Origin of the sequence: Comamonas faecalis, assembly GCF_039538025.1 — a bacterium.
Lineage (GTDB): Bacteria > Pseudomonadota > Gammaproteobacteria > Burkholderiales > Burkholderiaceae_C > Comamonas_C > Comamonas_C faecalis.
On sequence record NZ_BAABBP010000011.1, the window covers coordinates 17734 to 42628 of the forward strand.

Annotated in this window: 16 protein-coding genes, 8 tRNA genes and 1 riboswitch; of the genes, 14 read left to right on the forward strand and 10 right to left on the reverse strand. The window is 67.4% G+C overall.

What is annotated here, in order from left to right:
• Positions 1-5: 5 nt before the first annotated feature.
• From gltX to ABD767_RS07900, 7 genes are all read left to right on the forward strand, one after another.
• Entirely contained in the window at positions 6-1406 is a 1401-nt protein-coding gene (gene gltX / locus ABD767_RS07870) for a glutamate--tRNA ligase (RefSeq protein WP_103046395.1), read from the forward strand.
• A gap of 57 nt (positions 1407-1463) precedes the next feature.
• Positions 1464-1539: transfer RNA gene (locus tag ABD767_RS07875), tRNA-Ala, on the forward strand.
• Between the two features lie 18 nt (positions 1540-1557).
• Positions 1558-1633, forward strand: a tRNA-Glu gene (locus tag ABD767_RS07880).
• A 47-nt stretch (positions 1634-1680) separates the two neighbouring features.
• Positions 1681-1757: transfer RNA gene (locus tag ABD767_RS07885), tRNA-Asp, on the forward strand.
• 16 nt (positions 1758-1773) lie between these two features.
• Positions 1774-1849 (forward strand) — tRNA-Ala (locus ABD767_RS07890).
• A 25-nt stretch (positions 1850-1874) separates the two neighbouring features.
• A tRNA-Glu gene (locus ABD767_RS07895) sits at positions 1875-1950 on the forward strand.
• A 47-nt stretch (positions 1951-1997) separates the two neighbouring features.
• Positions 1998-2074, forward strand: a tRNA-Asp gene (locus tag ABD767_RS07900).
• A gap of 125 nt (positions 2075-2199) precedes the next feature.
• Here the strand turns inward: ABD767_RS07900 and ABD767_RS07905 are convergent.
• The 3 genes from ABD767_RS07905 to hemH form a co-directional block, all read right to left on the reverse strand.
• Positions 2200-2958 (reverse strand): SDR family NAD(P)-dependent oxidoreductase, encoded by a 759-nt coding sequence (locus tag ABD767_RS07905; RefSeq protein ID WP_103045236.1) that lies wholly within the window; start codon positions 2956-2958, stop codon positions 2200-2202.
• Positions 2959-3055: 97 nt separating this feature from the next.
• A complete protein-coding gene (locus ABD767_RS07910; protein ID WP_103045237.1) occupies positions 3056-5491 on the reverse strand; it encodes an AAA family ATPase in 2436 nt (811 codons plus the stop codon).
• Entirely contained in the window at positions 5488-6510 is a 1023-nt protein-coding gene (gene hemH / locus ABD767_RS07915; RefSeq protein WP_103045238.1) for a ferrochelatase, read from the reverse strand. The genes ABD767_RS07910 and hemH overlap by 4 nt, the downstream gene beginning before the upstream one ends.
• A gap of 79 nt (positions 6511-6589) precedes the next feature.
• On the opposite strand from hemH, the gene ABD767_RS07920 reads away from it, so the two are divergent.
• Positions 6590-7327 (forward strand): HAD-IA family hydrolase, encoded by a 738-nt coding sequence (locus ABD767_RS07920; protein ID WP_103045239.1) that lies wholly within the window; start codon positions 6590-6592, stop codon positions 7325-7327.
• A gap of 23 nt (positions 7328-7350) precedes the next feature.
• Here ABD767_RS07920 and ABD767_RS07925 read toward each other — a convergent pair whose 3' ends face one another.
• On the reverse strand, positions 7351-8157 hold the full coding sequence (locus ABD767_RS07925) for an alpha/beta fold hydrolase (RefSeq protein WP_103045240.1): 807 nt from the start codon (positions 8155-8157) through the stop codon (positions 7351-7353).
• Position 8158: 1 nt separating this feature from the next.
• Positions 8159-9460: an O-acetylhomoserine aminocarboxypropyltransferase gene (locus ABD767_RS07930; RefSeq protein WP_103045241.1), complete on the reverse strand. Its 1302-nt coding sequence runs from the start codon at positions 9458-9460 to the stop codon at positions 8159-8161.
• A gap of 125 nt (positions 9461-9585) precedes the next feature.
• Between ABD767_RS07930 and ABD767_RS07935 the strand changes: the two genes are divergently transcribed.
• Together ABD767_RS07935 and aroC are read left to right on the forward strand one after the other, a co-directional pair.
• Positions 9586-10047, forward strand: coding sequence for a CBS domain-containing protein (locus ABD767_RS07935; protein ID WP_103045242.1), 462 nt, complete (start codon positions 9586-9588; stop codon positions 10045-10047).
• Between the two features lie 76 nt (positions 10048-10123).
• On the forward strand, positions 10124-11224 hold the full coding sequence (aroC, locus tag ABD767_RS07940; RefSeq protein ID WP_103045243.1) for a chorismate synthase: 1101 nt from the start codon (positions 10124-10126) through the stop codon (positions 11222-11224).
• A gap of 59 nt (positions 11225-11283) precedes the next feature.
• Here the strand turns inward: aroC and nrdR are convergent, their stop codons facing one another.
• The 3 genes from nrdR to ABD767_RS07955 form a co-directional block, all read right to left on the reverse strand.
• A complete protein-coding gene (gene nrdR / locus ABD767_RS07945) occupies positions 11284-11736 on the reverse strand; it encodes a transcriptional regulator NrdR (RefSeq protein WP_103045244.1) in 453 nt (150 codons plus the stop codon).
• Between the two features lie 13 nt (positions 11737-11749).
• Entirely contained in the window at positions 11750-12994 is a 1245-nt protein-coding gene (glyA, locus tag ABD767_RS07950) for a serine hydroxymethyltransferase (RefSeq protein WP_103045245.1), read from the reverse strand.
• 33 nt (positions 12995-13027) lie between these two features.
• Positions 13028-13175, reverse strand: a riboswitch (ZMP/ZTP riboswitch).
• A 68-nt stretch (positions 13176-13243) separates the two neighbouring features.
• Positions 13244-14083, reverse strand: coding sequence for a transglycosylase SLT domain-containing protein (locus ABD767_RS07955; protein WP_103045246.1), 840 nt, complete (start codon positions 14081-14083; stop codon positions 13244-13246).
• A 704-nt stretch (positions 14084-14787) separates the two neighbouring features.
• Here ABD767_RS07955 and ABD767_RS07960 point away from each other — a divergent pair.
• Both ABD767_RS07960 and ABD767_RS07965 read left to right on the forward strand, forming a co-directional pair.
• A complete protein-coding gene (locus ABD767_RS07960) occupies positions 14788-18567 on the forward strand; it encodes a DUF748 domain-containing protein (protein WP_486303635.1) in 3780 nt (1259 codons plus the stop codon).
• Positions 18568-18756: 189 nt separating this feature from the next.
• On the forward strand, positions 18757-21405 hold the full coding sequence (locus tag ABD767_RS07965; protein WP_103045252.1) for a DUF349 domain-containing protein: 2649 nt from the start codon (positions 18757-18759) through the stop codon (positions 21403-21405).
• 149 nt (positions 21406-21554) lie between these two features.
• Here the strand turns inward: ABD767_RS07965 and ABD767_RS07970 are convergent.
• Both ABD767_RS07970 and ABD767_RS07975 read right to left on the reverse strand, forming a co-directional pair.
• Positions 21555-21639: transfer RNA gene (locus ABD767_RS07970), tRNA-Leu, on the reverse strand.
• A 154-nt stretch (positions 21640-21793) separates the two neighbouring features.
• A tRNA-Leu gene (locus ABD767_RS07975) sits at positions 21794-21878 on the reverse strand.
• A gap of 19 nt (positions 21879-21897) precedes the next feature.
• Between ABD767_RS07975 and rnr the strand changes: the two genes are divergently transcribed.
• Entirely contained in the window at positions 21898-24150 is a 2253-nt protein-coding gene (gene rnr, locus ABD767_RS07980; RefSeq protein WP_103045248.1) for a ribonuclease R, read from the forward strand.
• A complete protein-coding gene (locus tag ABD767_RS07985; protein WP_103045249.1) occupies positions 24147-24893 on the forward strand; it encodes an SDR family NAD(P)-dependent oxidoreductase in 747 nt (248 codons plus the stop codon). Before rnr ends, ABD767_RS07985 begins: the two co-directional genes overlap by 4 nt.
• Positions 24894-24895 lie beyond the last annotated feature (2 nt).

Here is a 24895-nt window from a genome sequence, read left to right on the forward strand (position 1 = left end):
TCGACATGAACCAGAAAATACGCACCCGTTTCGCTCCGTCGCCCACCGGCTTCATCCACCTGGGCAACATCCGCTCGGCGCTCTATCCCTGGGCCTTTGCCCGCGCCCAGGGCGGCGACTTCATCCTGCGCATCGAGGACACGGATCTCGAACGCTCCACGCAGGCGTCGGTCGACGTGATCCTGGAGGGCATGGACTGGCTGCAGCTGGACATCGACGAAGGCCCGTTCTACCAAATGCAGCGCATGGATCGCTACCGCGCTGTGCTGGAGCAGCTCAAGGATGGCGGCCATGTCTACCCCTGCTACATGAGCGTGGCAGAGCTCGACGCGCTGCGCGAGCGCCAGATGGCCAACAAGGAAAAACCGCGCTACGACGGCACCTGGCGCCCCGAGCCGGGCAAGGTGCTGCCGCCTGTGCCCGAAGGCGTGCAGCCCGTGCTGCGCTTCAAGACGCCCAAGGACGGCGTCGTCGCATGGGACGACAAATGCAAGGGCCGCATCGAGTTCCAGAACAGCGAGCTGGACGACTTGGTGATCGCCCGCCCCGACGGCACGCCCACCTACAACTTCTGCGTCTGCGTGGACGACATGGACATGCGCATCACCCACGTGATCCGCGGCGACGATCATGTCAACAACACGCCGCGCCAGATCCACATCTTCGAGGCGCTGGGCGCGCAGGTGCCGGTGTTTGCCCACCTGCCCACGGTGCTCAACGAGCAGGGCGAGAAGATGAGCAAGCGAAACGGCGCCAAGGCCGTGACCCAGTACCGCGACGAAGGCTATCTGCCCGACGCCATGGTCAACTACCTGGCGCGCCTGGGCTGGAGCCATGGTGACGACGAGATCTTCTCGCGCGCGCAGTTCCTCGAATGGTTCAACCTCGATCACCTGGGCAGGAGCGCCGGCCAGTTCGACGAGGCCAAGCTGCGCTGGGTCAACGCCCAGCACCTCAAGGCGCTGGACGACGCCGAGCTGGCGCGCCAGGTTGCTCCGTTCGCCCTGAAGGCGGGCGTTGCCGCCGCTCAGCTCGACGATCGCCTGCCGCGCATCTGCGCGCTGTTCAAGGATCGCTGCGACACGCTGGCCGACCTGGCCGCCTGGGTGCGTGTTTTCTACGTCGACGCGATCGAGCGCAATGCCGAGGATTACTCAAAGCATGTGACCGATGCGGCCCAGCCTTTGGTTGACGCCTTTGCCGCGGCGCTGCAAAACGTGGACTGGAACAGGGAGGCGATTGCTGCAGCGATCAAGGACGTTCTGAAGGCGCAAGGCGCCAAGATGCCGCAGCTGGCCATGCCGGTGCGCGTGCTGACCGTGGGCACGGCGCATACGCCGTCGGTCGATGCGGTACTGGAATTGCTGGGCCGCGAAAAAATTCTTGCACGTTTGAAAAACCGCTGAAAAGCTGTCTATAATTCAAGGCTCAGCAGATGATGGCCGAAAGGCTTGAATCATAGTGGGGGTATAGCTCAGCTGGGAGAGCGCTTGCATGGCATGCAAGAGGTCATCGGTTCGATCCCGTTTACCTCCACCACACTGAAGTCCAGGTTTTGACCCTATCGTCTAGAGGCCTAGGACACCACCCTTTCACGGTGGGTACCGGGGTTCGAATCCCCGTAGGGTCGCCAAGTTTTATTGCACTTGGGCTTGCAAGAGCCGTGAGCAATACCAACGCGGAGTGGTAGTTCAGTTGGTTAGAATACCGGCCTGTCACGCCGGGGGTCGCGGGTTCGAGTCCCGTCCACTCCGCCATTGGATTCGAGGTTTTGGGGGTATAGCTCAGCTGGGAGAGCGCTTGCATGGCATGCAAGAGGTCATCGGTTCGATCCCGTTTACCTCCACCAAAACACATGTTTTCGTCCAGGTTTTGACCCTATCGTCTAGAGGCCTAGGACACCACCCTTTCACGGTGGGTACCGGGGTTCGAATCCCCGTAGGGTCGCCAAGTTTTATTGCACTTGGGCTCGCAAGAGCCGTGAGCAATACCAACGCGGAGTGGTAGTTCAGTTGGTTAGAATACCGGCCTGTCACGCCGGGGGTCGCGGGTTCGAGCCCCGTCCACTCCGCCAATATTTTCAAGAGGCCAGATCACGTGATCTGGCCTCTTTTTTATTTGAATTGCCGTGTGCGCACCACGCAAAAACGCCTGCCAGCGAAGCGCGGGCAGGCGGCGGATCGGGTCGCGGGTGCGTTCTTACCTTGGCGCCAGGCGGATCGCGCCATCCAGGCGGATTACCTCGCCGTTGAGCATGTCGTTCTCGAAGATGTGGCGCACCAGCTTGGCGTAGTCCTGCGGCGTTCCCAGGCGGCTGGGGAAGGGCACGCCCGCGGCCAGCGCGTCCTGCACCTCTTGCGGCATGCCGAACAGCATGGGCGTGCCGAAGATGCCGGGCGCGATCGTCATGTTGCGGATGCCGCTCCTGGCCAGGTCGCGTGCGATCGGCAGCGTCATGCCGACGATGCCGCCCTTGGATGCGGAATACGCGGCCTGGCCGATCTGGCCGTCGTAGGCCGCGACGCTCGCGGTCGAGATCAGCACGCCGCGCTCGCCGGTGGCCTCGGGTTCGTTCTTGCCCATCGCCTCGGCGGCCAGGCGAATCATGTTGAAAGAGCCGACCAGGTTCACCGTGATGGTCTTGCTGAAGGTGGCCAGCGCGTGGGGGCCGTTCTTGCCAACGGTCTTCTCGGCCGGGGCGATGCCGGCGCAGTTGACCAGGCCCATCAGCTTGCCCAGCGACACCGCCTTGGCGACGACGGCCTGGCCGTCGGTCTCGCTGGCGACGTCGCACTTGACGAACACGCCGCCGATTTCCCTGGCGACCGCCTCGCCCTTGTCGACCTGCATGTCGGCAATCACCACCGTGGCGCCGGCTGCGGCCAGCATGCGCGCCGTGCCCTCGCCCAGGCCGGATGCGCCGCCGGTGACGATGAATACCTTGCCCTGAATGTCCATGAAGAGTCTCCTTGTAGGTAGGACGTTGACGTAAACGTCAATTATCGATGAGAAAGAACCGGAGCGAGGAGGGCGGGAACGTTGCTGCCTGTCGCATTCAGCGCAGCGGCCTGCGCCGCCCCAGCGCCATGGCCTGGCAGGCGCGGCGGTAGGCGAGCAGCGTGCGCTCGGCGCGCGCCAGCACGCTGTCGGGCGCGGCCGGCGTGTCGCCCAGCCCGGCCTCGCAGCCGGTCAGCAGGGCAATGCCTTCGCCGACATGGTGTGCGCAGTGGATGTGGAACTGGCCGTCGCGCACTGCCTGCACGACCGCGCGGCTGAGCATCAGGTGGCGCTGGTTGCGCGCCGGGATCAGCACACCCTGCGTGCCGGTGAAGCCGGTCTGCCGGCAGACGCGAAACCATCCTTCGATTTTCTCGTTCAGCCCGCCGACGGGCAGCACCTCGCCGTGCTGGTTGAGCGCGCCGGTCACCGCAATGTCCTGGCGCAGCGGCAGGCCCGACAGCGAGGACAGCAGCGCGTACAGTTCGGCACACGACGCCGAGTCGCCCTCGATGCCGCTGTACTCCTGCTCGAAGACGATGGACGCGCCCAGCGCCAGCGGCGCCAGGTGGCCGAACAGCGCGGCCAGGTAGCTGTGCAGGATGAGCACGCCCTTGTCGTGGATGGGGCCGGACATCTCGACCTCGCGCTCGATGTTCATCAGCCCCTGTTGGCCGGCATAGGTGCGCGCGGTGATGCGTATCGGGAAGCCGAAGCGGTAGTCGCCCAGGTCGATCTGCGTGAGCGCGTTGAGCTGGCCGACCTGGCTGCCCTGCAGAGAGATCAGCAGCTCGCCGTCGGCAATCGCCTGGTGCATTTCCTCCTCGGGCGCGTTGTGGCGCATGCGCCGCGCCAGCAGTGCGGTGTCCACGTCGGCCGCGTCGGTCAACGCCGCGCCGCGCTGGCGCGCCTGCTGCGCGCTCTCGAGCATCAGCGCCTCCATGTGGGCGAACAGCGCGCTCTGGCGCTGCTGGTCGTCGGCCTCGCGGTGCGAGAACTCCAGCAGCCGCGCCATGGCTGCGGCCGTGCAGTGCGGCAGGCCGCGCTGCGCGCAGCTGTGGGCGATGAAGATGGCGCTGCTGTGGTAGGCGTCGTCGGTGGCGGCAAAGCGCTCGGCAAAGTCGACCTTGACGCGAAAGCGCCGCGCCAGGTCGCTGTCGCCGGCATGCAGCAGGTAGTACTCGGCGGACGAGCCGACGAGCACGATCTTGACCTGCACCTGCACGCCCTCGGGCTGCAGCGCGACGGCCGCGCCCGTGCCGTGGGCCGACGCGTCCTCAATGGTCACCAGCGAGCAGCGCAGAAAGCGGCGCATGCGCTCCCACAGCGGCTCGTCGCCCAGCAGATCGCGCAGGTACAGCAGCAGATAGCCGCCATGCGCCTGCAGCAGGCTGCCGGCGCGGATGCACGAAAAATCTGCGTAAGGCGCGTCGCTGCCCCCGTGGTGTTCGATGCTGCCGAACAGGCTGCGCAGCTGCGGGTTGTCCTCGACGACGACGGGCGCGCCCTGCAGCGCGGCGTTGTCCACGACCAGGTTGACCTGGCACTGGTCGAGCAGGTTCTGCAGGTCGGCGCGGCGGTCTTCCTCGGCAGATTCGTCGGCGCCCGACGCCTCGGCGGACAGGAACAGATCGAGGTTGTCGAGCACCTCGCGCTGCACCTGGTCGAGCCAGTGGTTGAGCTTGACCGTATCCTTGATCTGCTTGCGCAGCGCCTGGCGCGTGTCGTCCAGCGCGTGATCCACCAGCGGCTTGATGCTTTGGCGCTGCAGCGTCTGCAATGCCTCGTCGCGCGTGCGTTCCAGCGGGCGCACCTGTTCGAGAAAGCGCACGATCTCGGCGCGCAGTTCCTGCTCGGCCAACTCGATGGCCATGCGCTCGCCGTGGCTGAGCTGCTGCGCCGCCGCCTCGTCAATCGGCTGGCCGTCCTCGCCCAGCAGCGTGAAGACCATCTGGCCGCTGTCGCGCGTCAGGCGAAAGCGGCGCGCGCGCGCAAAGTCGTTGAGCTGCGAGAACGCGCGCGCCTCGGCGCTCTGGTAGGTTTTCTCGATGTGCTCGGCCTCGGACTTGACGTCGGCGGCCGTGAGGCGTTTGGGGATTTCCGCCTCCAGCGCCTTGGCCCATTGCTGCATGCCCTGGCGCAGCGTGCGCCCCTGGCCCGCGGGCAGGCGCAGCGCACGCGGGCGCTCGGGCGCGTCGAAGTCGTGCAGATAGCACAGGTCGGGCGGCACCGCTCGCGTGGCGGCTGCCTCGTGCATGGCGCGCCGCATCAGCGAGGCGCGGCCGCTGCCCACCTCGCCGAGCACGAACAGGTTGTAGTCGGGCTGGTCCATCACCAGGCCGAAGCGCGCCGCGTCGAAGGCGCGTTGCTGGCCTATCCACGGCAGGCTCTCGCGCACCAGCTCGCCGGTGTGCGCAAAGTCCAGCTGCGCCGGGTCGATGGTGCGGCGCAGTTGTCCGGCCGTCAGTTGCGGGCAGGGGGATGGGGTGTTCATGCAGTCGATTCTGGCGCGTGCGCCATACCCCAGCCCGCCAGGTGGCCGTCGGCGATGCGGGCCAGCGCGGCGATCCAGGCCGGACTGTCGTTCAGGCAGGGGATGTAGCGGAAGTCCTGGCCGCCGGCTTGCACGAAGGCCTGGCGCACCTCCATGTCGATCTCTTCGAGCGTCTCCAGGCAGTCGCTGGCAAAGCCCGGGCAGATCACGTCCACGCTGGTCAGGCCCTCGCGCCCCAGTGCTTCGAGGGAGGGCTGGGTGTAGGGCTGCAGCCAGCGGGCGCGGCCAAAGCGCGACTGGAAGGTCAGCATCCAGCGCTCGGGCGGCAACTGCAGCGCCTGGGCGAGCAGCTGCGCCGTGGTGCGGCACTGCTCGGCGTAGGGGTCGCCGCGCTGCACGTTGCGCTCGGGAATGCCGTGAAAGCTCATCACCAGCCGCTGCGCCGGCCCGCCACGCGCCTGCCAGTGCGCACGCACGCTGGCGGCCAGTGCGGCAATGTAGGCGGGGTGGTCGTGGTAGTCGTTGACCAGGCGCAGCTCCGGGAAGTGGCGCGCGCCGCGCAGCCAGCCGAATACCGCGTCGAACATGCTGGCCGTCGTCGTTGCCGAGTACTGCGGGTACAGCGGCAGCACCAGCGCGCGGCGCACGCCGGCGTTCTGCAGCGTCTGCAGCTGCGCGCCAACGGCCGGCTGGCCGTAGCGCATCGCGGGCAGCACGCGTGTGGGCCGGCCGGCCGACGCCAGCGCGTCCTGCAGCGCCGCTGCCTGGCGCTGCGTATAGACAGCCAGCGGAGAGCCGTCGGGCGTCCAGATGCTGGCGTACTTGGCGGCCGACTGGCGCGGGCGCGTGCGCAGGATGACGCCGTGCAGCAGCGGCAGCCACAGCAGGCGCGGCAGGTCGACGACGCGCGCGTCGCCCAGGAATTGCGCCAGGTAGCGGCGCAGCGCGGGCGCGGTGGCAGCGTCCGGTGTGCCCAGGTTGCACAAAAGAACGGCGCTGTGGGTGGGGTCGTGGGGCATGGGGCGATTGTGGCAAAGGCAGGCAGCGGCATGGGCTTCGCGCGCGGTCTTTTCGCGACGACTGCTACATTGGCGCCCCATGGACGCAGCAGTCAACAATCTTCGGGGTGCCGCGCAAGGCCTGGATCTGTCGCGTGTGCAGGCCATCAGCCTGGACCTGGACGACACGCTGTGGCCGGTATGGCCCACGATAGAGCGCGCAGAGCAGGCACTGGCCGGCTGGCTTGCGCAGCACGCCCCGGCGACGGCGCGGCTGGTGGGCGATGCGCAGGCGCTGCGAGCCATTCGTGTGCGCATGCAGACGCTGCGCCCCGATCTGAAGCTGGATTTGAGCGCGCTGCGGCGCGAGTCGATTCGCATGGCACTCACCCAGGCGGGCGACGACCCGGCGCTGGCCGAGCCGGCGTTCGAGCATTTCTTCGACCACCGCCAGCGTGTCGACCTGTTCGACGGCGTGCACGAGACGCTGCAGTTCTTGTCGCAGCGCTACACGGTGGTGGCGCTGAGCAACGGCAATGCAGACGTGCAGCGCGTCGGCATCGGCCAGTATTTCAGTGCGAGCCTGAGCGCACCGAGTCTGGGCGTGGCCAAGCCCGATGCGCGGATGTTCGAGATGGCCGCCGATGCCGCGGGCGTGGCGCCGCAGGCGCTTTTGCACGTGGGCGACGACGCGGCACTGGACGTGCGCGGCGCGCGCCGCGCCGGGCTGCAGGCGGTCTGGTTCAATCCGCTGCGCGAGGGCTGGCCTTACCCCGCCGAGCCCGGGCCGCAGGCCGAGGTGACGAGCCTGGCTGCCTTGCGCCGGCTGTGGGGCTGATGGGCTGATGCTCCGCCCACCGCCTAGACCAGAAAATCGCGCAGCGCCTGCAGCGTCGCGTCGGGCGCCTCGCTCATCTGGTTGTGGCCCACGTCCAGTTGCGTAATCCGCACTTTTTTGCCGGCCTGGCGCGCAGCTCCGATCAGTCCCTGCGCGGCGCGCGGCGGCGTCATCACGTCCTTGCTGCCCAGCACGAACAGCACCGGGCAGGTGATGGCGGCAATGGCCGCCTCGCCGTTGGCATATTGGTCGCAGGCGACGAAGCCGCGGTGAAATACGTTGACCTGTGCATTGCTGCGCAGCACGCGTCGGCCCAGCGCCATGCCGGCGCCATAGACCCAGACGCCGGTGCCGCCCGGTGGCGCCAGCGTGCTGCGCGAGAAGGTGTTGACCATCTTCAGCGCCTGCTCGGGCTGATTCAGCGCCGCGTCGATCAGCGCGGGCGAGACCTTCATCGGAAACGCGGTGCCGACCAGCGCCAGGTGGGTGGAGCGCTCGCCCAGTTGGGCAGCGGCCTCCAGCGCGATCAGCGATCCCCAGCTGTGGCCCACCAGCGCGGCGCGCGGCGCACCGACCGCGTCCAGCAGCGCGGCGACGAAGTCGGCCGCCTGCTCGACGCTGGCCGGTGCATCGCCCGCGCTTCTGCCGTGGCCCGGCAGGTCGACGGCCAGCACGTTCCAGCCGTGGTGGGCCAGCCAGCGGCTCTGCCACAGCCATACGCTGTGGTCGTTGAGTACGCCGTGAACCATCACGGCCGTGGGACGGGCGGGGTCGAAGGCCTTACCGCCGGTGTAGCAGTAGGTGCGTGCACCCAGGACGTTGCAATACATGTCAGGCACCTGCCTTTTCTGCGGCCTTCAGGGCGCGCTTGAGGTCGTCGATCAGGTCGTTGGCGTCTTCCAGTCCGATGGACAGGCGGATCGTTCCCTGGGTGATGCCGCCCGCCAGCAGCGCCTCGTCGCTCATGCGAAAGTGGGTGGTGCTGGCCGGATGGATGACCAGCGAGCGGCAGTCGCCGACGTTGGCCAGGTGGCTGAACAGCTGCAGCGTCTCGACGAACTTCTTGCCCTGGGCGCGGCTGCCCTTGAGGTCGAAGCTGAACACCGAGCCCGCGCCGCGCGGCAGCAGCTTTTGCGCCAGTGCATGGCTGGAGTGGTCGGGCAGCATGGGATGGCCCACGCGCGCGACGAAGGGATGGGCGGCGAGGAACTGCACCACGCGCTCGGTGTTGTGCACGTGCTGGGCCATGCGCAGCGGCAGCGTCTCCATGCCTTGCAGGATCAGCCAGGCGCTGTGCGGGCTCAAGCAGGCACCGAAGTCGCGCAGGCCCTCGCGGCGCGCGCGCAGCAAGAAGGCGCCGACGGCGCTTTCCTCGGCAAACACCATGTCGTGAAAGCCGTCGTAGGGCGCGGTGAGTTCGGGAAAGCGCCCCGAGGCCTCCCAATCGAAGCTGCCGCCGTCGACCAGCACGCCGCCCATCACGGTGCCGTGGCCCGAGAGGAATTTGGTCGCTGCGTGGTAGACCATGTCGGCGCCATGCGCCAGTGGCTTGATCAGCCAGGGCGTGGTCAGCGTGGAGTCGACCAGCAGCGGCACGCCCGCGTCGTGGGCGATTTGCGCAATCGTCGGAATGTCCAGCACTTCCAGGCCCGGGTTGCCTACCGTCTCGCCCAGCAGCAGCCGGGTGTTGGGGCGGATGGCCGTGCGCCAGCCGTCGATGTTGCCGGGCTTAACGAACGTGGTCTCGATGCCGAAGCGGCGCAGCGTGTAGTTGAGCAGGTTTTGCGAGCCGCCGTACAGTGCGGTGCTTGCGACGATGTGGCTGCCCGCGCCCATCAGCGTGACGATGGCCAGGTGCAGCGCCGCCATGCCACTGGCCGTGGCGATGGCGCCGGCGCCGTCTTCAAGCGCCGCCACGCGCTGCTCGAACACCGCGTTGGTCGGGTTGGACAGGCGCGAATACACGTGGCCCGGGCGCTCCATGTTGAACAGGGCGGCGGCGTGGTCGCTGGATTCGAAGACGAAGGACGTCGTCAAATGGATGGGCGTGGCGCGCGCGCCGGTGGCAGGGTCGGGCCGGGCACCGGCGTGGACGGCCAGCGTGTCGAAGCCGGGATCGGAGTAACCGGGCATGGGGGAGTCTCCAGGGTTGTCAAAGGCCGGGCGATTGTGGGCTATATTTTCCGGTGGGCCGGCGTCTGCTGGCATCGCCCAAGTGACTGCGGCTGCATTTCCCGCCCCCAATCCCGAGAGAGACCATGAAAGTCAGCGACATCCTGCGCCTCAAAGGCAACACCCTGTACACGATTGCGCCCGACGAGCCGCTGGCGCGCGCCGTCGAGACCATGGCCGACAAGGACATCGGCTCGCTCGTCGTGATGGAGTTTGGCGACCTGGTCGGCATGCTGACGTTTCGCGAGATCAACCAGGTGCTGGCGCGCGACGGCGGCAGCATCGGCACGCGCCTGGTGCGCAGCGCGATGGACGACGCGCCCATCACCTGCACGCTGCAGACCGACATGGACGAGGTGCGCCGCATGATGCTGGGCTGCCACGCGCGCTACATGCCGGTGATGGACCAGCGCATGCTGATGGGCGTGGTGAGTTTTTACGACGTGGCCAAGGCGGTCGTCGACAGCCAGAACTTCGAGAACAAGCTGCTCAAGGCCTATATCCGCGACTGGCCCGAGGACGACCATGCCGCGCCCGAGGCATCCTGACGTCAGGCGCGGCTTGCGTGCCGCATGCCGCATCTGGTTGCGGCCCATCTCCTTATTGAATTGAAAGACCCTGCGCATGAGCGGCTCCACCCTCGGCACCCTGTTTCGAGTGACCAACTTTGGTGAATCGCATGGCCCGGCGATCGGCTGCGTGATCGACGGCTGCCCGCCGGGCATGGCTTTGAATGAGGCGGACATCCAGCGCGAACTCGATCGCCGTCGCCCCGGCACCAGCCGCCACGTGACGCAGAGGAACGAGCCCGATGCGGTGGAAATCCTCTCGGGCGTGTACGAAGGCCGCACGACGGGCACGCCGATTGCGCTTTTGATCCGCAACCAGGACCAGCGCAGCAAAGACTACGGCGACATTCTGCGCACCTTCCGTCCCGGCCATGCGGACTACGCTTACTGGCACAAATACGGCCTGCGCGACCCGCGCGGGGGAGGGCGCTCGTCAGCACGCCTGACCGCACCGACGGTGGCCGCGGGCGCGGTGGCGCGCAAATGGCTGAAGGAGTGTTTCGGCGTGCAGCTGCGCGCCTGCATGACGCAGCTGGGGACGGTGGAGATTCCGTTCGAGAGCTGGGAGCATGTGCCGAACAACCCGTTTTTTGCCCCCATCGCCGACGTGCGGCACCTGGAAGACTATATGGACGCGCTGCGCAAGGCGCACGACAGTTGCGGCGCGCGCCTGCGCGTGCAGGCCAGCGGCGTGCCCGTGGGCCTGGGCGAGCCCTTGTACGACCGGCTGGACGCTGACATCGCGCACGCGATGATGGGGCTGAACGCGGTCAAGGGCGTGGAGATCGGCGCCGGCTTCGCCAGCGTCGCGCAGCGCGGCAGCGAGCATGGCGACGCGTTGACGCCGGCGGGCTTTGCCAGCAACCATGCCGGCGGTGTGCTGGGCGGCATCAGCACCGGGCAGGACATCGAGGTGAGCCTGGCGATCAAGCCCACCAGTTCCATCCTGACGCCGCGCCCGTCGATCGACATCGACGGCCAGCCGGTCGAGGTGGTGACCAAGGGCCGCCACGATCCTTGCGTCGGCATCCGAGCTGCGCCGATTGCCGAGGCGCTGCTGGCGCTGGTGGTGATGGACCATGCGCTGCGCCACCGCGCCCAGTGCGCCGACGTGGCGCATGCGGTGCCGCCGATTGCGGGTGCGCGCCAAGTGTGAATGAAGTGGGTGGGCAAGGCGGCGCTGCCGGGCGCCTGCCTGCCGAGAGGCGGCGATTACTACTCGTCGAACTCTTCGTCGACCAGCGCCTTGAACTCGTCGATGCGCTCGAAGTTGCGATAGACGCTAGCAAAGCGCACATAGGCCACCTTGTCGAGCTGGTAGAGCGCGCGCATCGCCATCTCGCCGATGTGGCTTGCCGGCACCTCGCGCTGGCCCAATTGCAGCAGTTGTTCCTCGATGCGGGCGATCGCGTCTTCGAGTTGCTCGGCCGTCACCGGGCGCTTGCGCACCGCGGTGCGCAGTGCGCGCTGGATTTTGCTCCGGTCGTATTCGACGCGCCGACCATCCTTTTTGACGACAGCCGGAAAGGCCAGCTCGGCGCGCTCATAGGTCGTGAAGCGCTTGTCACAGGCGCTGCAGCGGCGCCTGCGGCGGATGAAGCGACCGTCCTCGGATTCACGCGTCTCGGCCACTTGGGTGTCCGGATGGCCGCAGAACGGGCACTTCATCGCTGGCGCTTCTTCAGCGGTAGACCGGGAAGCGGCTGGTCAGCGCCTGCACCTTGGCGCGCACCGCGGCAAGGTTGGCCTCGTCGTGCGGGTTGTCCAGCACGTCGGCCATCAGGTTGGCGGTGATGCGCGTTTCCTCTTCCTTGAAGCCGCGCGTGGTGATCGCCGGCGTGCCCACGCGCACGCCGCTGGTCACCATGGGCTTTTGCGGGTCGTTGGGGATCGCGTTCTTGTTGATGGTGATGTGGGCCTTGCCCAGCGCCGCCTCGGCTTCCTTGCCGGTGATGCCCTTGGCGCGCAGGTCGACCAGCATCACGTGGCTCTCGGTGCGGCCGCTGACGATGCGCAGGCCCCGCTCGATCAATGTCTCGGCGAACACCTTGGCGTTCTTGGCCACTTGCTGCTGGTATTGCTTGAAGGCGGGCGCACTTGCCTCCTTGAAGGCGACGGCCTTGGCGGCGATGACGTGCTCCAGCGGGCCGCCTTGCAGGCCGGGGAAGATGGCGCTGTTGATCGCCTTCTCGTGCTCCGCCTTCATCAGGATGATGCCGCCGCGTGGGCCACGCAGGCTCTTGTGCGTCGTCGACGTGACCACGTCGGCAAATGGCACCGGATTGGGGTACTCGCCCGCGACCACCAGGCCGGCGTAGTGGGCGATGTCCACCCAGAAGATGGCACCGATGTCCTTGGCCACGCGCGCCATGCGCTCGAAGTCGATGGCGAGGGCGTAGGCCGAGGCGCCGCCGATGATCAGCTTGGGCTTGTGTTCGCGCGCCTTGGCTTCGAAGGCGTTGTAGTCGATCTCTTCCTTCTCGTTGAGGCCATAGGAGACGACGTTGAACCACTTGCCCGACATGTTCAGCGCCATGCCGTGCGTCAGGTGGCCGCCCTCGGCCAGGCTCATGCCCAGGATGGTGTCGCCGGGCTTCAAGAAGGCCATCAGCACCGCCTGGTTGGCCTGCGAGCCGGAGTTGGGCTGCACGTTGGCCGCCTCAGCGCCAAAGAGCTGCTTGATGCGGTCGATCGCCAACTGCTCGATCACGTCCACGTTCTCGCAGCCGCCGTAATAGCGTTTGCCGGGATAGCCCTCGGCGTATTTGTTGGTCAGCTGCGAGCCCTGCGCGGCCATGACGGCGGGCGAGGCGTAGTTCTCGCTGGCGATCAGTTCAATGTGCTCTTCCTGGCGCAGGTTCTCGGCCTGGATGGCAGCCCACACCTCGGGATCGGTTTGTTCGACAAGAATATTGCGTTGGTACATGGCAGTCAGATGAACATGTGCCCCTTGACAGTCAAGGGCTGCCCAGGCGAACGACGGAGCGCGCCCGGAGGATTCTGCGGGTGCGGTACGCTTCCCAGTGGTTGGCAGCCTTGCTGCTGGATTTCCACGTCAGCACAGCGCCTGGGAGACGCCGCGCCTATCGCCAGTCGCGTACCGCGCGAGTGTAGCTGATTGATAGATGCCGGGACGACTGCCGGTACAGCACGTCGCTACGGGCAGGTGCGTGCTTCAGAACTGCCCCAGCATGGCCACTTTTTCGCCCAGGCTGCCGGCGGCCGGTTGTGCCGGTGTGGTGCGTGCCTTGGTGGACAGCATGCCGGCCGGCGGCGTCGCGTGGGCAGGGATGAAGCGCGAGGGGTTGGCGATCACCTGGCGCAGCCGCTCATGCTCGGCCAGTACCTTGTTGGCGTAGCCGCCATCGTCAGGCAGATTGGCTGCGCCGACGTAGTAGCGCAGCCCGCCTTCGATCGAGCCGGCGTTGGCGATGCAGTCTTGCAACACCTTGGCACCAACGCGCAGATTGGCCACGGGGTCGAATGCGGCAAAGCGGCCGCCGAAATCCTTGTACTTGTCGTTGTGTACCTTGGTCATGACCTGCATCAGGCCTTGGGCGCCGACGGGACTTTGGGCGAAGGGGTTGAAGCGCGACTCGATTGCCATCACCGCCAGGATCAGCGTGGGATCCAGGCGCGTGCGCTGGCCGATGTCGTAGGCCTCGGACACCAGCACGGCCAGCGGTTCTGCGGCGACGCGGTATTTCTTGCTCAGCCAATAGGTCACTGCTGCCTGTTCGCGGGGCAGGTCTCTGGGATTGGTGGCTGTGGCGCGCTCGCTGGCGTCCGGGTCGAAGGCAAAGCCGACGACCGCGGTCTGGCGCGCCTGCAGCCAGCCCATCAGCTGCTCCTCGCCGGTCTGGCGCAGATCCGGGCGTACGGTCAGGGTGACACAAACAAAAAACACGCCCAGGCCCAGCAGGGCGAAGCCGCTGTGGGTTACTTCCATGAAACCGCTGACCACGTCGGCCGCAAAAGTGCGCAGACCAGCAAAAAGCGATGCTGTCTTGTGCATCAAATTTCCTTGTGTTGGGCAGGTTTGCTGCATTCGCGTACATCGGGTGCGCTAAGTGCAAACCTGCAAGCATCGACCGACAGGCCGTATGCGAGAGCCATCAGGGACGAGGTGTGCCAGGTTGGGGGTGTGGCAGACACAAATCCAAAAAACCGGGATGGCGGCGGATCAGAGGCAAAAAGGCTTTAGTGCCTTGAGTGGATGATCCTAGAATTCTAGGAGGCGTAATATATCAAGTCAATACTATTAATCGTTTGAATAATATCTTTTTATTATAATGAGGTAGGCGTTCAGTCTACGAATCAGCTGCCCTGAAATCTTGTTGAAGTCGCCAATGAAGCGCGGTTCAGCCATAGAAAGAACTTGCTGGCGAGTCGTCACACATCTTGCTATCGTGAATGCGCCTGAGTGATTCAGGCATCTGCCCAGAAGGCACAGGTCATCCGAAGCACCGCATGTCGCGGATTCATGCATCGATGGCGGCGCTTTCGAGGCCACCCCTGAAGGCAATAACTTGCCTTCTGCGCGATGGACAGCAAGCTCCATGCGGCGCAATCGATGGCAAAAGGCCGTTGTGCCTGCCGTCAAGCCCGGTACGCAGCGCTCGCTGCGTACCGGGCTTTCCTTTTTCAGTTGTTCACAGGTTGTGGTAGCGGATTTCTGGTGCAATGGCGCTTGTGTGTCTTGATGCCTGAAAGATTGCCGTGTCCCCCTTAAGTGCCGTTGTTCGAAACCAACCCTGGGTGCGGCGGCTCCTGTGGGCCTTGACCGCGCTGTTGTTGCTGTGGGGCGTGGCTTGGCTGGCAGTGCCGCCGCTGGTGCGCTCGCAACTGCAGCGCCACGCCAGCGAAGCGCTGGGGCGGCAGGTGACGGTGGACAAGGTCGAGTTCTCTCCCTGGTCGCTGGAGTTGACCCTGCATGGGCTGCGCATTGCTACTCAGGATGGCGCAGGCACGCAGCTGGAGATCGCGCGCATCTATGCTGACGCGGAGCTGCAGTCGCTGTGGCGCCTGGGGCCGGTCGTCGACGCAATCGCGGTCGATCGGCCGGTGTTGCACCTCGCACAGACGGCGCCCGGGGTGCTCGATATTGACGACGTGTTGCAGCGTCTGGCGGCATCGCCCGCGCCCGAGCCGCCCTCCAAACCCCTGCGCTTTGCGCTGTACAACTTGCAGTTGCAAGGCGGGCTGGTTGATTTTGACGACCAGGTCGTGGGCAGCAAGCAGGTGCTGAACGATCTGCAGCTACGCCTGCCCTTCATCAGCAACCTGAAGGCGGATCGCGAGGTCAAGGTCACGCCGCATCTGGCGTTCCAGCTCAACGGCAGCCCGTTCGAGACCACGGCGCAAAGCACGCCGTTCACGGACGACCGCAAGACATCGGTGCATTTGCAGATTCGCCAATTCAACCTGGCCGATCTTGCTGGCTACATCCCGGCTTCCGCGCCCGCGCGCCTGAAGGCGGCGCTGCTTGACGCCGACCTCGACCTGGACTTCATCCAGGAAGACGACCCGGTGGTGCGCCTGACCGGTCGCGTGGGCTTGGAGGGCGTAAAGACCACCGACGTGCAAGGCCGACCGCAGCTGGAGATCGACCGCCTTGGGCTGGAGCTGGCCGACGTGCAGCCGCTGCGCCGCCGGGTGGATCTGGCCGCGCTGGAGCTGTCGGGCGTGCGCGGCCAGCTGCAGCGCGCGGGTGATGGAAGCCTGTCGCTGCCGACGGGGCAGGGCAGCGGCGCGGCGGATTCGCCCGGGCCGGCGGCCCAGGCGGATTTGCCGGATGCGAAGGCCGACCCAGCCGCCGATGCCTCGGCGGACTGGCAGCTGCACCTGCGCGACCTGCGCTTGCGCGACGGCGGCCTCACTTGGATCGACGCCAGCCTGCCCGGCGGGTCGGCGCAATGGCAGCTCTCGCAATGGCAGCTCGATGCCTCGGATTTGCGCTGGCCGCTGCAGGCACAGCCCACGCAGCTGCGCACCAGTGCTGCAATAGCCGGGGGCGGCGTCGATGCGGATCGCGCGGCGCAATTGGCGCTGCAGGGCCAGGTGGGTGCCAGCCAGTCGCAGGCGGCGCTGTCGCTGCAGAACCTGCGCATTGAGATGGCGGCACCCTACCTGGCGCAGTGGCTGGAGCCTCGGGCCACGGGCGTGGTCGATGCCGATGTCGGCGTTGCGTTCGATCGCGGCGCGCTGGCGGTGCAGGTGGCGCGCCTGTCGGTGTCCGACATGCAGCTGGATTGCCCTGGCGGGGGCGCTTGCGCGGGCAGGGCCGCTGCAACGGGCAAGCCGACCAAAGCCGGCAAAAGCACGCCTGATCGCCCCGTGCAATGGCAGCAGTTGCTGGTCGAGGGCGCGCGCATCCTGCCGCTGGCGCGCAGCGCCCAGGTGCAGCGCGTGACGCTGGCGCGGCCGCAGCTGCAGATCGCGCGTTCCGCCGCGGGCCGCTGGATGGCCGAGGACTGGGTCAAGCCGCAGCCCAAGGCAGCGCCGCAGCCATCAGCGGCAGGCAAGCGGGCTGATGCGGCACCGCCATGGAGGGTGCAGGTGCAGTCGGTGCAGCTGCGGCAGGGAGCGGCGCAATTGCGCGATGCCAGCATGGGCCAGCCGGTGCAACTGCAGCTGGCCGCAATCGACCTGCAGGCCCAGGGCGTGGACTGGAACGGCAGCGCACTGGCGCCGGTCAAGCTGCAACTCAAGACCCAGGTGGAGGCCGGTCGGCGGCTCAAGCCGGGGCAGTTGCAGGTCGACGGCCAGCTGTCCATGGCGCCACAGCTGGATGCGCGTATGCGCATTGCCGCTACGCGCCTGCCGCTGCAGCTGCTGCAGCCCTATGTGGCCGAGGCGGTGAATGTGGACGTGCGGCGCGCCGACGCCAGCCTGCACGCAACGCTGCACTACGCGCAGCAGCGCGATGCGGCGCGCGTGGCGCTGCAGGGCGACGCGGCGCTCGATGCGGTGCAGGTGCAGGTGGCAGATGACGCCGCGGGCGACGCGCCGCAGTCGGCGGGCCAGGCCCGCGTGGGTGCGCGCGGCGAGGATTTGCTGCGTTGGAAGACGTTGGCCCTGCAGGGCGTGGATCTGAAGCTGCAGCCGGGCAGGCCCCTGTCGCTGGACGTGCGCCAGACGACGCTCAGCGACTTCTTTGCCCGCATCATCGTGCACGAGGACGGGCGCATCAATCTGCAGGACATCCCCAAGGCGCAGGAGGGCGCAGAGGGCGGCGCGGCAGCTGCGCAGCCTGCGGCTGCGGACGCCGGGCCCGCGCCCATGCTGCGTTTCGGCCCCGTGGCGCTCAATCGCGGAGAGGTGCATTTTTCCGACCACTTCATCCGTCCCAACTACTCGGCCAACCTGAGCGAGCTGCAGGGCCAGCTCAGTGCGTTCTCGTCGCAGCCCGCGCAGGACGGCAGCGTGCAGATGGCGCAGCTGCAACTGCAGGGGTTGGCGCAGGGTAGCGCGTCGCTGCGCATCGAAGGCCAGCTCAACCCCTTGACGACGCCGCTGGCGCTGGACATTCAGGGGCATATGCGCGACCTGGATTTGCCGCCGCTATCGCCCTACAGCATCAAATATGCGGGCCACGGCATAGAGCGTGGCAAGCTCAGCATGGATGTGGCCTACAAGATTGAGCCCGACGGGCAGTTGACCGCGAGCAACAAGCTGGTGCTCAACCAGCTCAGCTTCGGCGACCCGGTCGAAGGCGCGCCGGCCAGCCTGCCCGTGCGGCTGGCCACCGCCTTGCTGGCCGACCGCAACGGCGTGATCGACGTGGATCTGCCGATCAGCGGATCGCTCAACGACCCCGAGTTCCGCCTGGGTGCGGTCATCCTCAAGGTCATTGGCAACCTGATCATGAAGGCCGTGACCGCGCCGTTCTCCCTGCTGACTGGCCTGCTGGGCAGCAGCGGCGACGAGCAGGGCGTGATTCATTTCACACCCGGCAGCGCGCAACTGGATGCTGCCGCGCACCAGCAGCTGGACAAGGTGGCGCAGGCACTCGTCGAGCGCCCTGCCGTCAAGGCCACGATCACCGGATGGTCAGACTCGCAAGCCGAGGCCGACGGCTACCGTCAGGCAAGGCTGCAGTCCATGCTGCTGGCGTACAAGCGCCGCCAGGCGCAGCGCGCCGGGCAGGATCCCGATGCGGTCACCACAGTCACCGCCGAGGAATACCCCGAGTTGCTGCACCAGGTCTACAAGCGCACCGACGGCATCGGCAAGCAGCGCAACCTGATCGGCATGATCAAGGACGTTCCCGAAGAGCAGATGCAGGCGTTGCTGCTGCAAAGCATCGCAGTGTCCGAGGACGCGATGCGCCAGCTCGCGCTGGAGCGCGCCGAGGCGGTGCGCGACTACCTGGCCGCGCAGAAGGTGCCGGCGCAGCAGCTGTTCATCGGCGCGGCCAAATCCCATGACGCACAGGCGGACAAGGCACAGGGCGAGGGCTGGAAGCCCCAGGCCGATCTGGCGCTGTCGGCTCGCTGAGCGGGCCGCACCGGCGCCGTTTCGGGTGCGTGCGATGGCCCGCGCAAGCGCGCCGTTATCGGCGGCCATGCAATTCCGAGCCAAAATAGAAGGTTCCAGCCGCACGCTGGCCCCTGCATGGCGCACATCGGCGCCGCGACCGTGCGCAGTTTTCTCTCCATCATGTTTTCTTTTCTGTCACGCAACACCATGTCCGAAGCACCCGAAGCGACGCCTGCCCAGGCGGCACAGACCAAGACAGCCGAGCCGCATCCGCTCGATGCCCTGACCGGTGGTGCCTTCTCGGCAGCCACTTCGGGCGAGCGCGCTGCGCGCATCCGTGAATGGCTGACCAGCGACCCCGCGGCCGACAAGCTGCAGGAAGTGTTCAAGGAGCTGAGCGCCCGCGACAAGGGCGCGGCGCGCGCGGTGCGCGAGCGCCTGGACGAAATCCGCCGCGCGCATGCACAAGAGGCCATTGCCGCCGACTGGGCCGCCAAGGCGCAGGCGCTGCTGGCGCAGCCCAAGATCAACATTGCCGACGCGCTGGCCTGGCAGCGCGACGCGGCGAAGGCCGGCGCGCCGCTGTCGCGCGAGCCGCTGTCGCAGCTCAAGGGCGAGCTGGCCGACCGGGTCAAGGCCATCGAGGATTTGCAGCACCGCGTGCAGGTGCAGCGCGAGGCCGCCGTTTTGCTGGCCCAGCGCATCGAAGTGCTGTCGACCAAGCCCTTCGGCGACGCCCAGGCAGCGCTTGAGGCGCTGCAGGCCGACGTCGCCCACTGGCACGAGCAGGCCGGTGAATTGACCGCCGACGGCGCGTGGGGCAGCGTCGAAGTGCGCTTTGCCACGCAGTTGGAGTCGTCGCAAAAGCAGCTGCAACTGGTTTGGGAGGCGTTTTCGGCCGCACTGGCGCAAACCGCCGCGGCGTTTGCCGATCCCGCCGCCACGCTGCCGACGGTGCCCGTCTGGGCCGACGAGCTGCGCGCGGCGCGCGGCCAGCCCACCGAGGCGCAGCAGCAGGCGGCCAAGGCGGAGCCTGCGCCCAAGGTCGACCCACAGCTGCGCGAGAAGGCGCGCCAGGTCGTCGGCAAGGCGCTGGAGCGCCTGCAGAAAGAGACCACCCAGGGCCACGGCAAGGCCAGCAGCCAGGCGGCCGCGGCGCTGCGCACCGCGTTGAAATTCCACGGCCGCTTCATCGACGGCGCGTTCGAGCACGAGGTGCAGGCCGCGCTGGTGGCTGCCGGCGAGCTGGAGGGCTGGCAGCGCTGGAGCGCTGACCAGATCCGCGAAGAGCTGGTCGGGCGTGCCAAGGCATTGCTGCAGCGCCCGGCCGGGCAGGAGCTGGGCGGGCGCAAGATGCAGGAAACCCTGCGTGAGCTGCGCGAGCAGTGGAAGCAGGCCGACCAGGGCGCGCCCGCCAACCACGGGCTGTGGAAGCAGTTTGACGAGGCCTGCAACGAGGCGCACAAGGTGGTCGAGGCCTGGCTTGAGAAAGTGCGCAGCGAGGCGGTCGAGCACCGTGCCCAGCGCCAGGCGCTGATCGACGAGGTGAATGCCTGGGCGCAGGCCCAGGCGGCGTCGACCGACTGGAAGGCGCAGCAGCGCAGCCTGCGCCAGTTTGGCGACCGCTGGCGCAATGGCGGCCATGTCAGCGAGAAAGTTTTTGCCGAGCTGCAGCCGCTGTGGAAGCAGGCGCTGGACGCCGCGTCCGCCCCCTTGCTGGCGGCGCAAAAAGACAGTCTGCAGCGGCGCCACGCAATGATCGACGAGGCACAGGCGCTGTCCGAAGGCGCGCTGCGCATCGACGCGGTCAAGGCCTTGCAGCAGCGCTGGCAGGCCGAGGCGCAGGCGGTGGCGCTGGATCGCCGCCAGGAGCAAAAGCTCTGGGATGCGTTTCGCAAGCCCATCGACGAGGCCTTCAACCGCAAGAGCGCCGAGCGCGAGCGCTCGCAGGCAGCCATGGGCGCGCACGACCGCGCGGTGCTGCAGGCATCCAAGGCGCTCGACGCGGCCAACGCCAGCGGCGACGCGCAGCAAATCCGTCAGGCCATGGCCGCGCTGGAGCAAGTCATGCGTGAGCCGGCAGCGGCCGACGACCTGACTGCGGATGCCGGCAAGGCACCGGCTGGCGCGCCGCAGGCGGGTGCGACCGATGCCGATGCACCCGTTTCGGATCAGGCTCAGGGAGCCGAGCCAGCGGCCAGGCCGGCCGCGCCCGCGCGCCCGGTCGTGGCGGTGCGTGGTGATGACCGCCCGGGTGCAAACCAGTCGGCTGCGAGCCAGCCCGCGGGGCGCGCCGGGAGGTCGGGGCAGCGCGGCGATTCCCGCGATGGGCGCCGTGACCGCAAAGAGGGTGGACGCTGGGGTGAGCGCGACGACCGTGCGCCGCGCGCGCCCAGGGGCCCGCGCCTGGGCGATGCGGCGTTTCGCGCGCAGCGCGACGCGCTCGACCAGGCCCAGGGTGCCCTGCGCAAGCTGGCGGCCCAGGCGCATGGCGAGGCGCTCACGCAGCTGCTTGCTGCCTGGCAGCAGCGCAACGCCGACCTGCTGCCCAGCGCCCAGGAGCTGGGTCCGCGGGTGACGGGCGCGACACGCAACCAATGGGGTCAGGCGCTATCCGGCGCTGCTGCGGGCGTCGCCGGCGAGGCACTGCTGCGCCTGGAGATGGCGGCCGAGGCGCCGACGCCGGCCGAGCACCTGGCGGCGCGCCGGGCGCTGCAGCTGCAGCTGCTGACGCGGCGCAACGACCCGTCGCCGCGCGAGACCTGGAGCCAGGACGCTGCGCGCGTGCTGGCCAGCGCCAGCGATGAGGACAGCGCGCGGCGCCTGCGCAACGCGCTCAAGACGCTGCTGCGCTGATGGCGTGCAGTGCGCCGGCGGCTGCCCGTTGTACGGCGGGCTGCAGCCGGCGCTGTTGCCTGCAGTGCAGTGCCCGGCATCGCGACCTGTGGCACGGGTTTCATGCCAATAAAAAAGCCGCTGTGCACTGCACAGCGGCTTGATCATTTTGGTGCCCAGGAGAGGACTCGAACCTCCACGGAGTTACCCGCTAGTACCTGAAACTAGTGCGTCTACCAATTCCGCCACCTGGGCATTTCAGGAATTTTCAAATTATATGTGGACTTTTAGGCTGCTTCGGAAAGATCGATGTTTTTTCTTTCGTCGCTGCCGTGCGTTCCTTCATCGAAAAGGCCGCTGGCATTTCAGCGGCCTTTTGTTCAAAACCCTTGTGGGTTCTCGTTAAACTTGGTGCCCAGGAGAGGACTCGAACCTCCACGGAGTTACCCGCTAGTACCTGAAACTAGTGCGTCTACCAATTCCGCCACCTGGGCATTTCAGGAAAGAATCAGATTGTATAGCAAAAAAAAATACGTTCAGGCCACTGCCGCGCAAATTTCCAATGAGGAGATCGAGGGCAGTGTCCAGGGACACCGCGACGGCCATGGCTTCGTGATCCGCGACGACGCCGGCCCCGACATCTACCTGGCACCCAACGAAATGCGCGCCGTCCTGCACAAGGACAGGGTGCGCGTGCGCATCGTGCGCCATGACCGGCGTGGGCGCCCCGAAGGGCGGGTGCTGGAGATCGTCGAGCGCCCGCCGCAGCCCATCATCGGGCGGCTGCTGCAGGAAGGCGGCGTCTGGCTGGTGGCGCCCGAAGACCGGCGCTATGGGCAGGACGTGCTCATCGCACCCGGCGCGACGCTGGATGCGGCGCAGGGCCAGGTCGTCGTCGTGCAGCTGACCGAGCCGCCGGCGCTGTTCGGCCAGCCGGTGGGGCGCGTCACCGAGGTGCTCGGCGACGTGGACGATCCGGGTATGGAGATCGAGATCGCGGTGCGCAAATACGGCGTGCCGCATGTGTTCAGCGACGAATGCCTGGCGCAGGCGCGTGCGCTGCCCGAGAAGGTGCGCGCCGCCGACAAGCGCCGCCGCGTCGACCTGAGCGACATCGCGTTCGTGACGATCGACGGTGAGGACGCGCGCGACTTCGACGACGCCGTGTACTGCGAGCCGATGGGCCGGGGCAAGAGTGCAGGCTGGCGCCTGCTGGTGGCGATCGCCGACGTGAGCCACTACGTGACCACGGGCAGCGCCATCGACGTTGATGCCTACGACCGCGCGACCAGCGTGTATTTTCCGCGCCGCGTCATTCCGATGCTGCCCGAGAAGCTCTCCAACGGCCTGTGCTCGCTCAACCCCCACGTCGAGCGTCTGAGCATGGTCTGCGACATGGTGGTCGACGCACAGGGCCAGGTGCAGGCCTACCAGTTCTACCCCGCCACCATCGTCAGCCATGCGCGCCTGACCTATACCGAGGTCAGTGCCATATTGAGCAACACGCGCGGGCCCGAGGCGAACAAATACCGCGAGCGCGTCGATGACCTGCTGAACCTGCACGGCGTATACCGTGCGCTGCTGGCGGCGCGCCATGTGCGCGGTGCGGTCGATTTCGAGACCACCGAGACCCAGATCGTCTGCGACGACAACGGTCGCATCGAGAAAATCCTGCCGCGCGAGCGCACCCAGGCACACCGCCTGATCGAGGAGGCCATGCTGGCGGCCAACGTCTGCAGCGCCAACTTCATCGCGCAGGCGCACCGCTGCGGCCTGTACCGCGTGCACGACCGGCCGACGGTGGAGAAGGTCGAGCTGTTGCGCGGCTACCTCAAGGCCATGGGGGTGAACGCACCGCTCAGCGACATGCCGACCACCGAGGAGTTCCAGGCGATTGCCGAGGCGACCCAGGAGCGGCCCGATGCGCCGCAGATCCACTCCATGCTGCTGCGTTCGATGCAGCAGGCGATCTACACGCCGGTCAACACCGGCCACTTCGGCCTGGCCTACGCCGCGTATGCACACTTCACCAGCCCGATTCGGCGCTACCCCGACCTGCTGGTGCACCGGGTGATCAAGTCGATTCTGGACGGCAAGAAATACAGCCTGCCCACCCTGCCGACGCCGGGCGAGGCGCACGAGCGCATGGCCAAGCGCATGGCCTCGCGCCAGGTGCCGCAGGAGGGAGGGCGCGCTTGCGGCAGCGCGCGCGAGCAGCAGGCCTGGGAGGCCAGCGGGCTGCACTGCAGCGCCAACGAGCGCCGCGCCGACGAGGCCAGCCGCGACGTCGAGGCCTGGCTCAAGTGCCAGTACATGCGCGAGCACCTGGGCGAGGAGTACGACGGCGTGGTCACCGCGGCGACCAGCTTCGGCATCTTCGTCACGCTGGACGCGCTGTACGTCGAGGGCCTGGTGCACATCACCGAGCTGGGGGGCGAGTACTTCCGCTTCGACGAGACACGCCAGGAGTTGCGCGGCGAGCGCACCGGCATCCGCTATGCCGTTGGCACGCGGCTGCGCGTGCAGGTCAGCCGCGTCGACCTGGACGCGCGCAAGATCGACTTTCGCCTGGTGCGCGACGACATGGCCGTGGCTCCCGGCCGCGGCGGGCACGATGCGCCGCCCAAGTCCACGGCGGGGGGCGAGCGCGGCCAGGCGAAGAAGGCGGGCTCCCCCAAAGGACAGGCCCGCGCAAACGGGGATGGCCAGGCCAAGGCCAATGGCGGCAAGCACCGCGGCGACCACCATCGAAAGGGCAGGGCATGAGCAGGATTGCGATCATCACCGGCGCCGGCAGCGGCATCGGCAAGGCCGCGGCACTGGCGCTGCTGGCCGACGGCTGGAGCGTCGCCCTGGCCGGGCGCAGGCTGGCGCTGCTCGAAGACGTGGCGCAGCAAAGCGGCGCGATCGATCGCACGCTGTGCGTGGCCACCGACGTGGCCGACCCGCAGGCCGTGCGTGTGCTGTTCGACAGGACGGTGGCGCGCTTTGGCCGCGTCGACCTGGTGTTCAACAACGCCGGCACCGGCGCGCCGGCAGTCCCGCTGGAGGACTTGTACATCGAGGACTGGCAGAACGTGGTCGACGTCAACCTGAGCGGCATGTTCTACGGCATCCAGAACGCGTTTCGCGTGATGAAGGCGCAAAGCCCGCGTGGCGGGCGCATCATCAACAACGGCTCGATCTCGGCACATGCGCCGCGCCCCAACTCGATCGCCTACACGGCTACCAAGCATGCGGTGACGGGCATGACCAAGACCGCCGCGCTCGACGGGCGCAAGTACGACATCGCGGTCGGCCAGATCGACGTGGGCAATGCCGACACCGAGCTGGGCCACCGGCTGACCCAGGGCGTGATGCAGGCGCATGGCGTGGTTGCACCCGAGCCTCTGATGGACGTGGACATCGTCGGCCAGTCGGTGCTGGCCATGGCCAACTTGCCGCTTGAGGCCAATGTGCTGTTCCACACCGTGATGGCGACCAAGATGCCTTTCGTCGGGCGCGGCTGACC

Bases quoted from the DNA above. Each gene is read 5' to 3' on its own strand.
- ABD767_RS07925 (WP_103045240.1), bottom strand. From the start codon at position 8,157: ATGTATTGCAACGTCCTGGGTGCACGCACCTACTGCTACACCGGCGGT.
- ABD767_RS07985 (WP_103045249.1), top strand. From the start codon at position 24,147: ATGAGCAGGATTGCGATCATCACCGGCGCCGGCAGCGGCATCGGCAAG.
- aroC (WP_103045243.1), top strand. From the start codon at position 10,124: ATGAGCGGCTCCACCCTCGGCACCCTGTTTCGAGTGACCAACTTTGGT.
- gltX (WP_103046395.1), top strand. From the start codon at position 6: ATGAACCAGAAAATACGCACCCGTTTCGCTCCGTCGCCCACCGGCTTC.
- nrdR (WP_103045244.1), bottom strand. From the start codon at position 11,736: ATGAAGTGCCCGTTCTGCGGCCATCCGGACACCCAAGTGGCCGAGACG.
- ABD767_RS07920 (WP_103045239.1), top strand. From the start codon at position 6,590: ATGGACGCAGCAGTCAACAATCTTCGGGGTGCCGCGCAAGGCCTGGAT.
- hemH (WP_103045238.1), bottom strand. From the start codon at position 6,510: ATGCCCCACGACCCCACCCACAGCGCCGTTCTTTTGTGCAACCTGGGC.
- ABD767_RS07935 (WP_103045242.1), top strand. From the start codon at position 9,586: ATGAAAGTCAGCGACATCCTGCGCCTCAAAGGCAACACCCTGTACACG.
- glyA (WP_103045245.1), bottom strand. From the start codon at position 12,994: ATGTACCAACGCAATATTCTTGTCGAACAAACCGATCCCGAGGTGTGG.
- ABD767_RS07905 (WP_103045236.1), bottom strand. From the start codon at position 2,958: ATGGACATTCAGGGCAAGGTATTCATCGTCACCGGCGGCGCATCCGGC.
- ABD767_RS07930 (WP_103045241.1), bottom strand. From the start codon at position 9,460: ATGCCCGGTTACTCCGATCCCGGCTTCGACACGCTGGCCGTCCACGCC.
- ABD767_RS07955 (WP_103045246.1), bottom strand. From the start codon at position 14,083: ATGCACAAGACAGCATCGCTTTTTGCTGGTCTGCGCACTTTTGCGGCC.
- ABD767_RS07910 (WP_103045237.1), bottom strand. From the start codon at position 5,491: ATGAACACCCCATCCCCCTGCCCGCAACTGACGGCCGGACAACTGCGC.
- ABD767_RS07965 (WP_103045252.1), top strand. From the start codon at position 18,757: ATGTCCGAAGCACCCGAAGCGACGCCTGCCCAGGCGGCACAGACCAAG.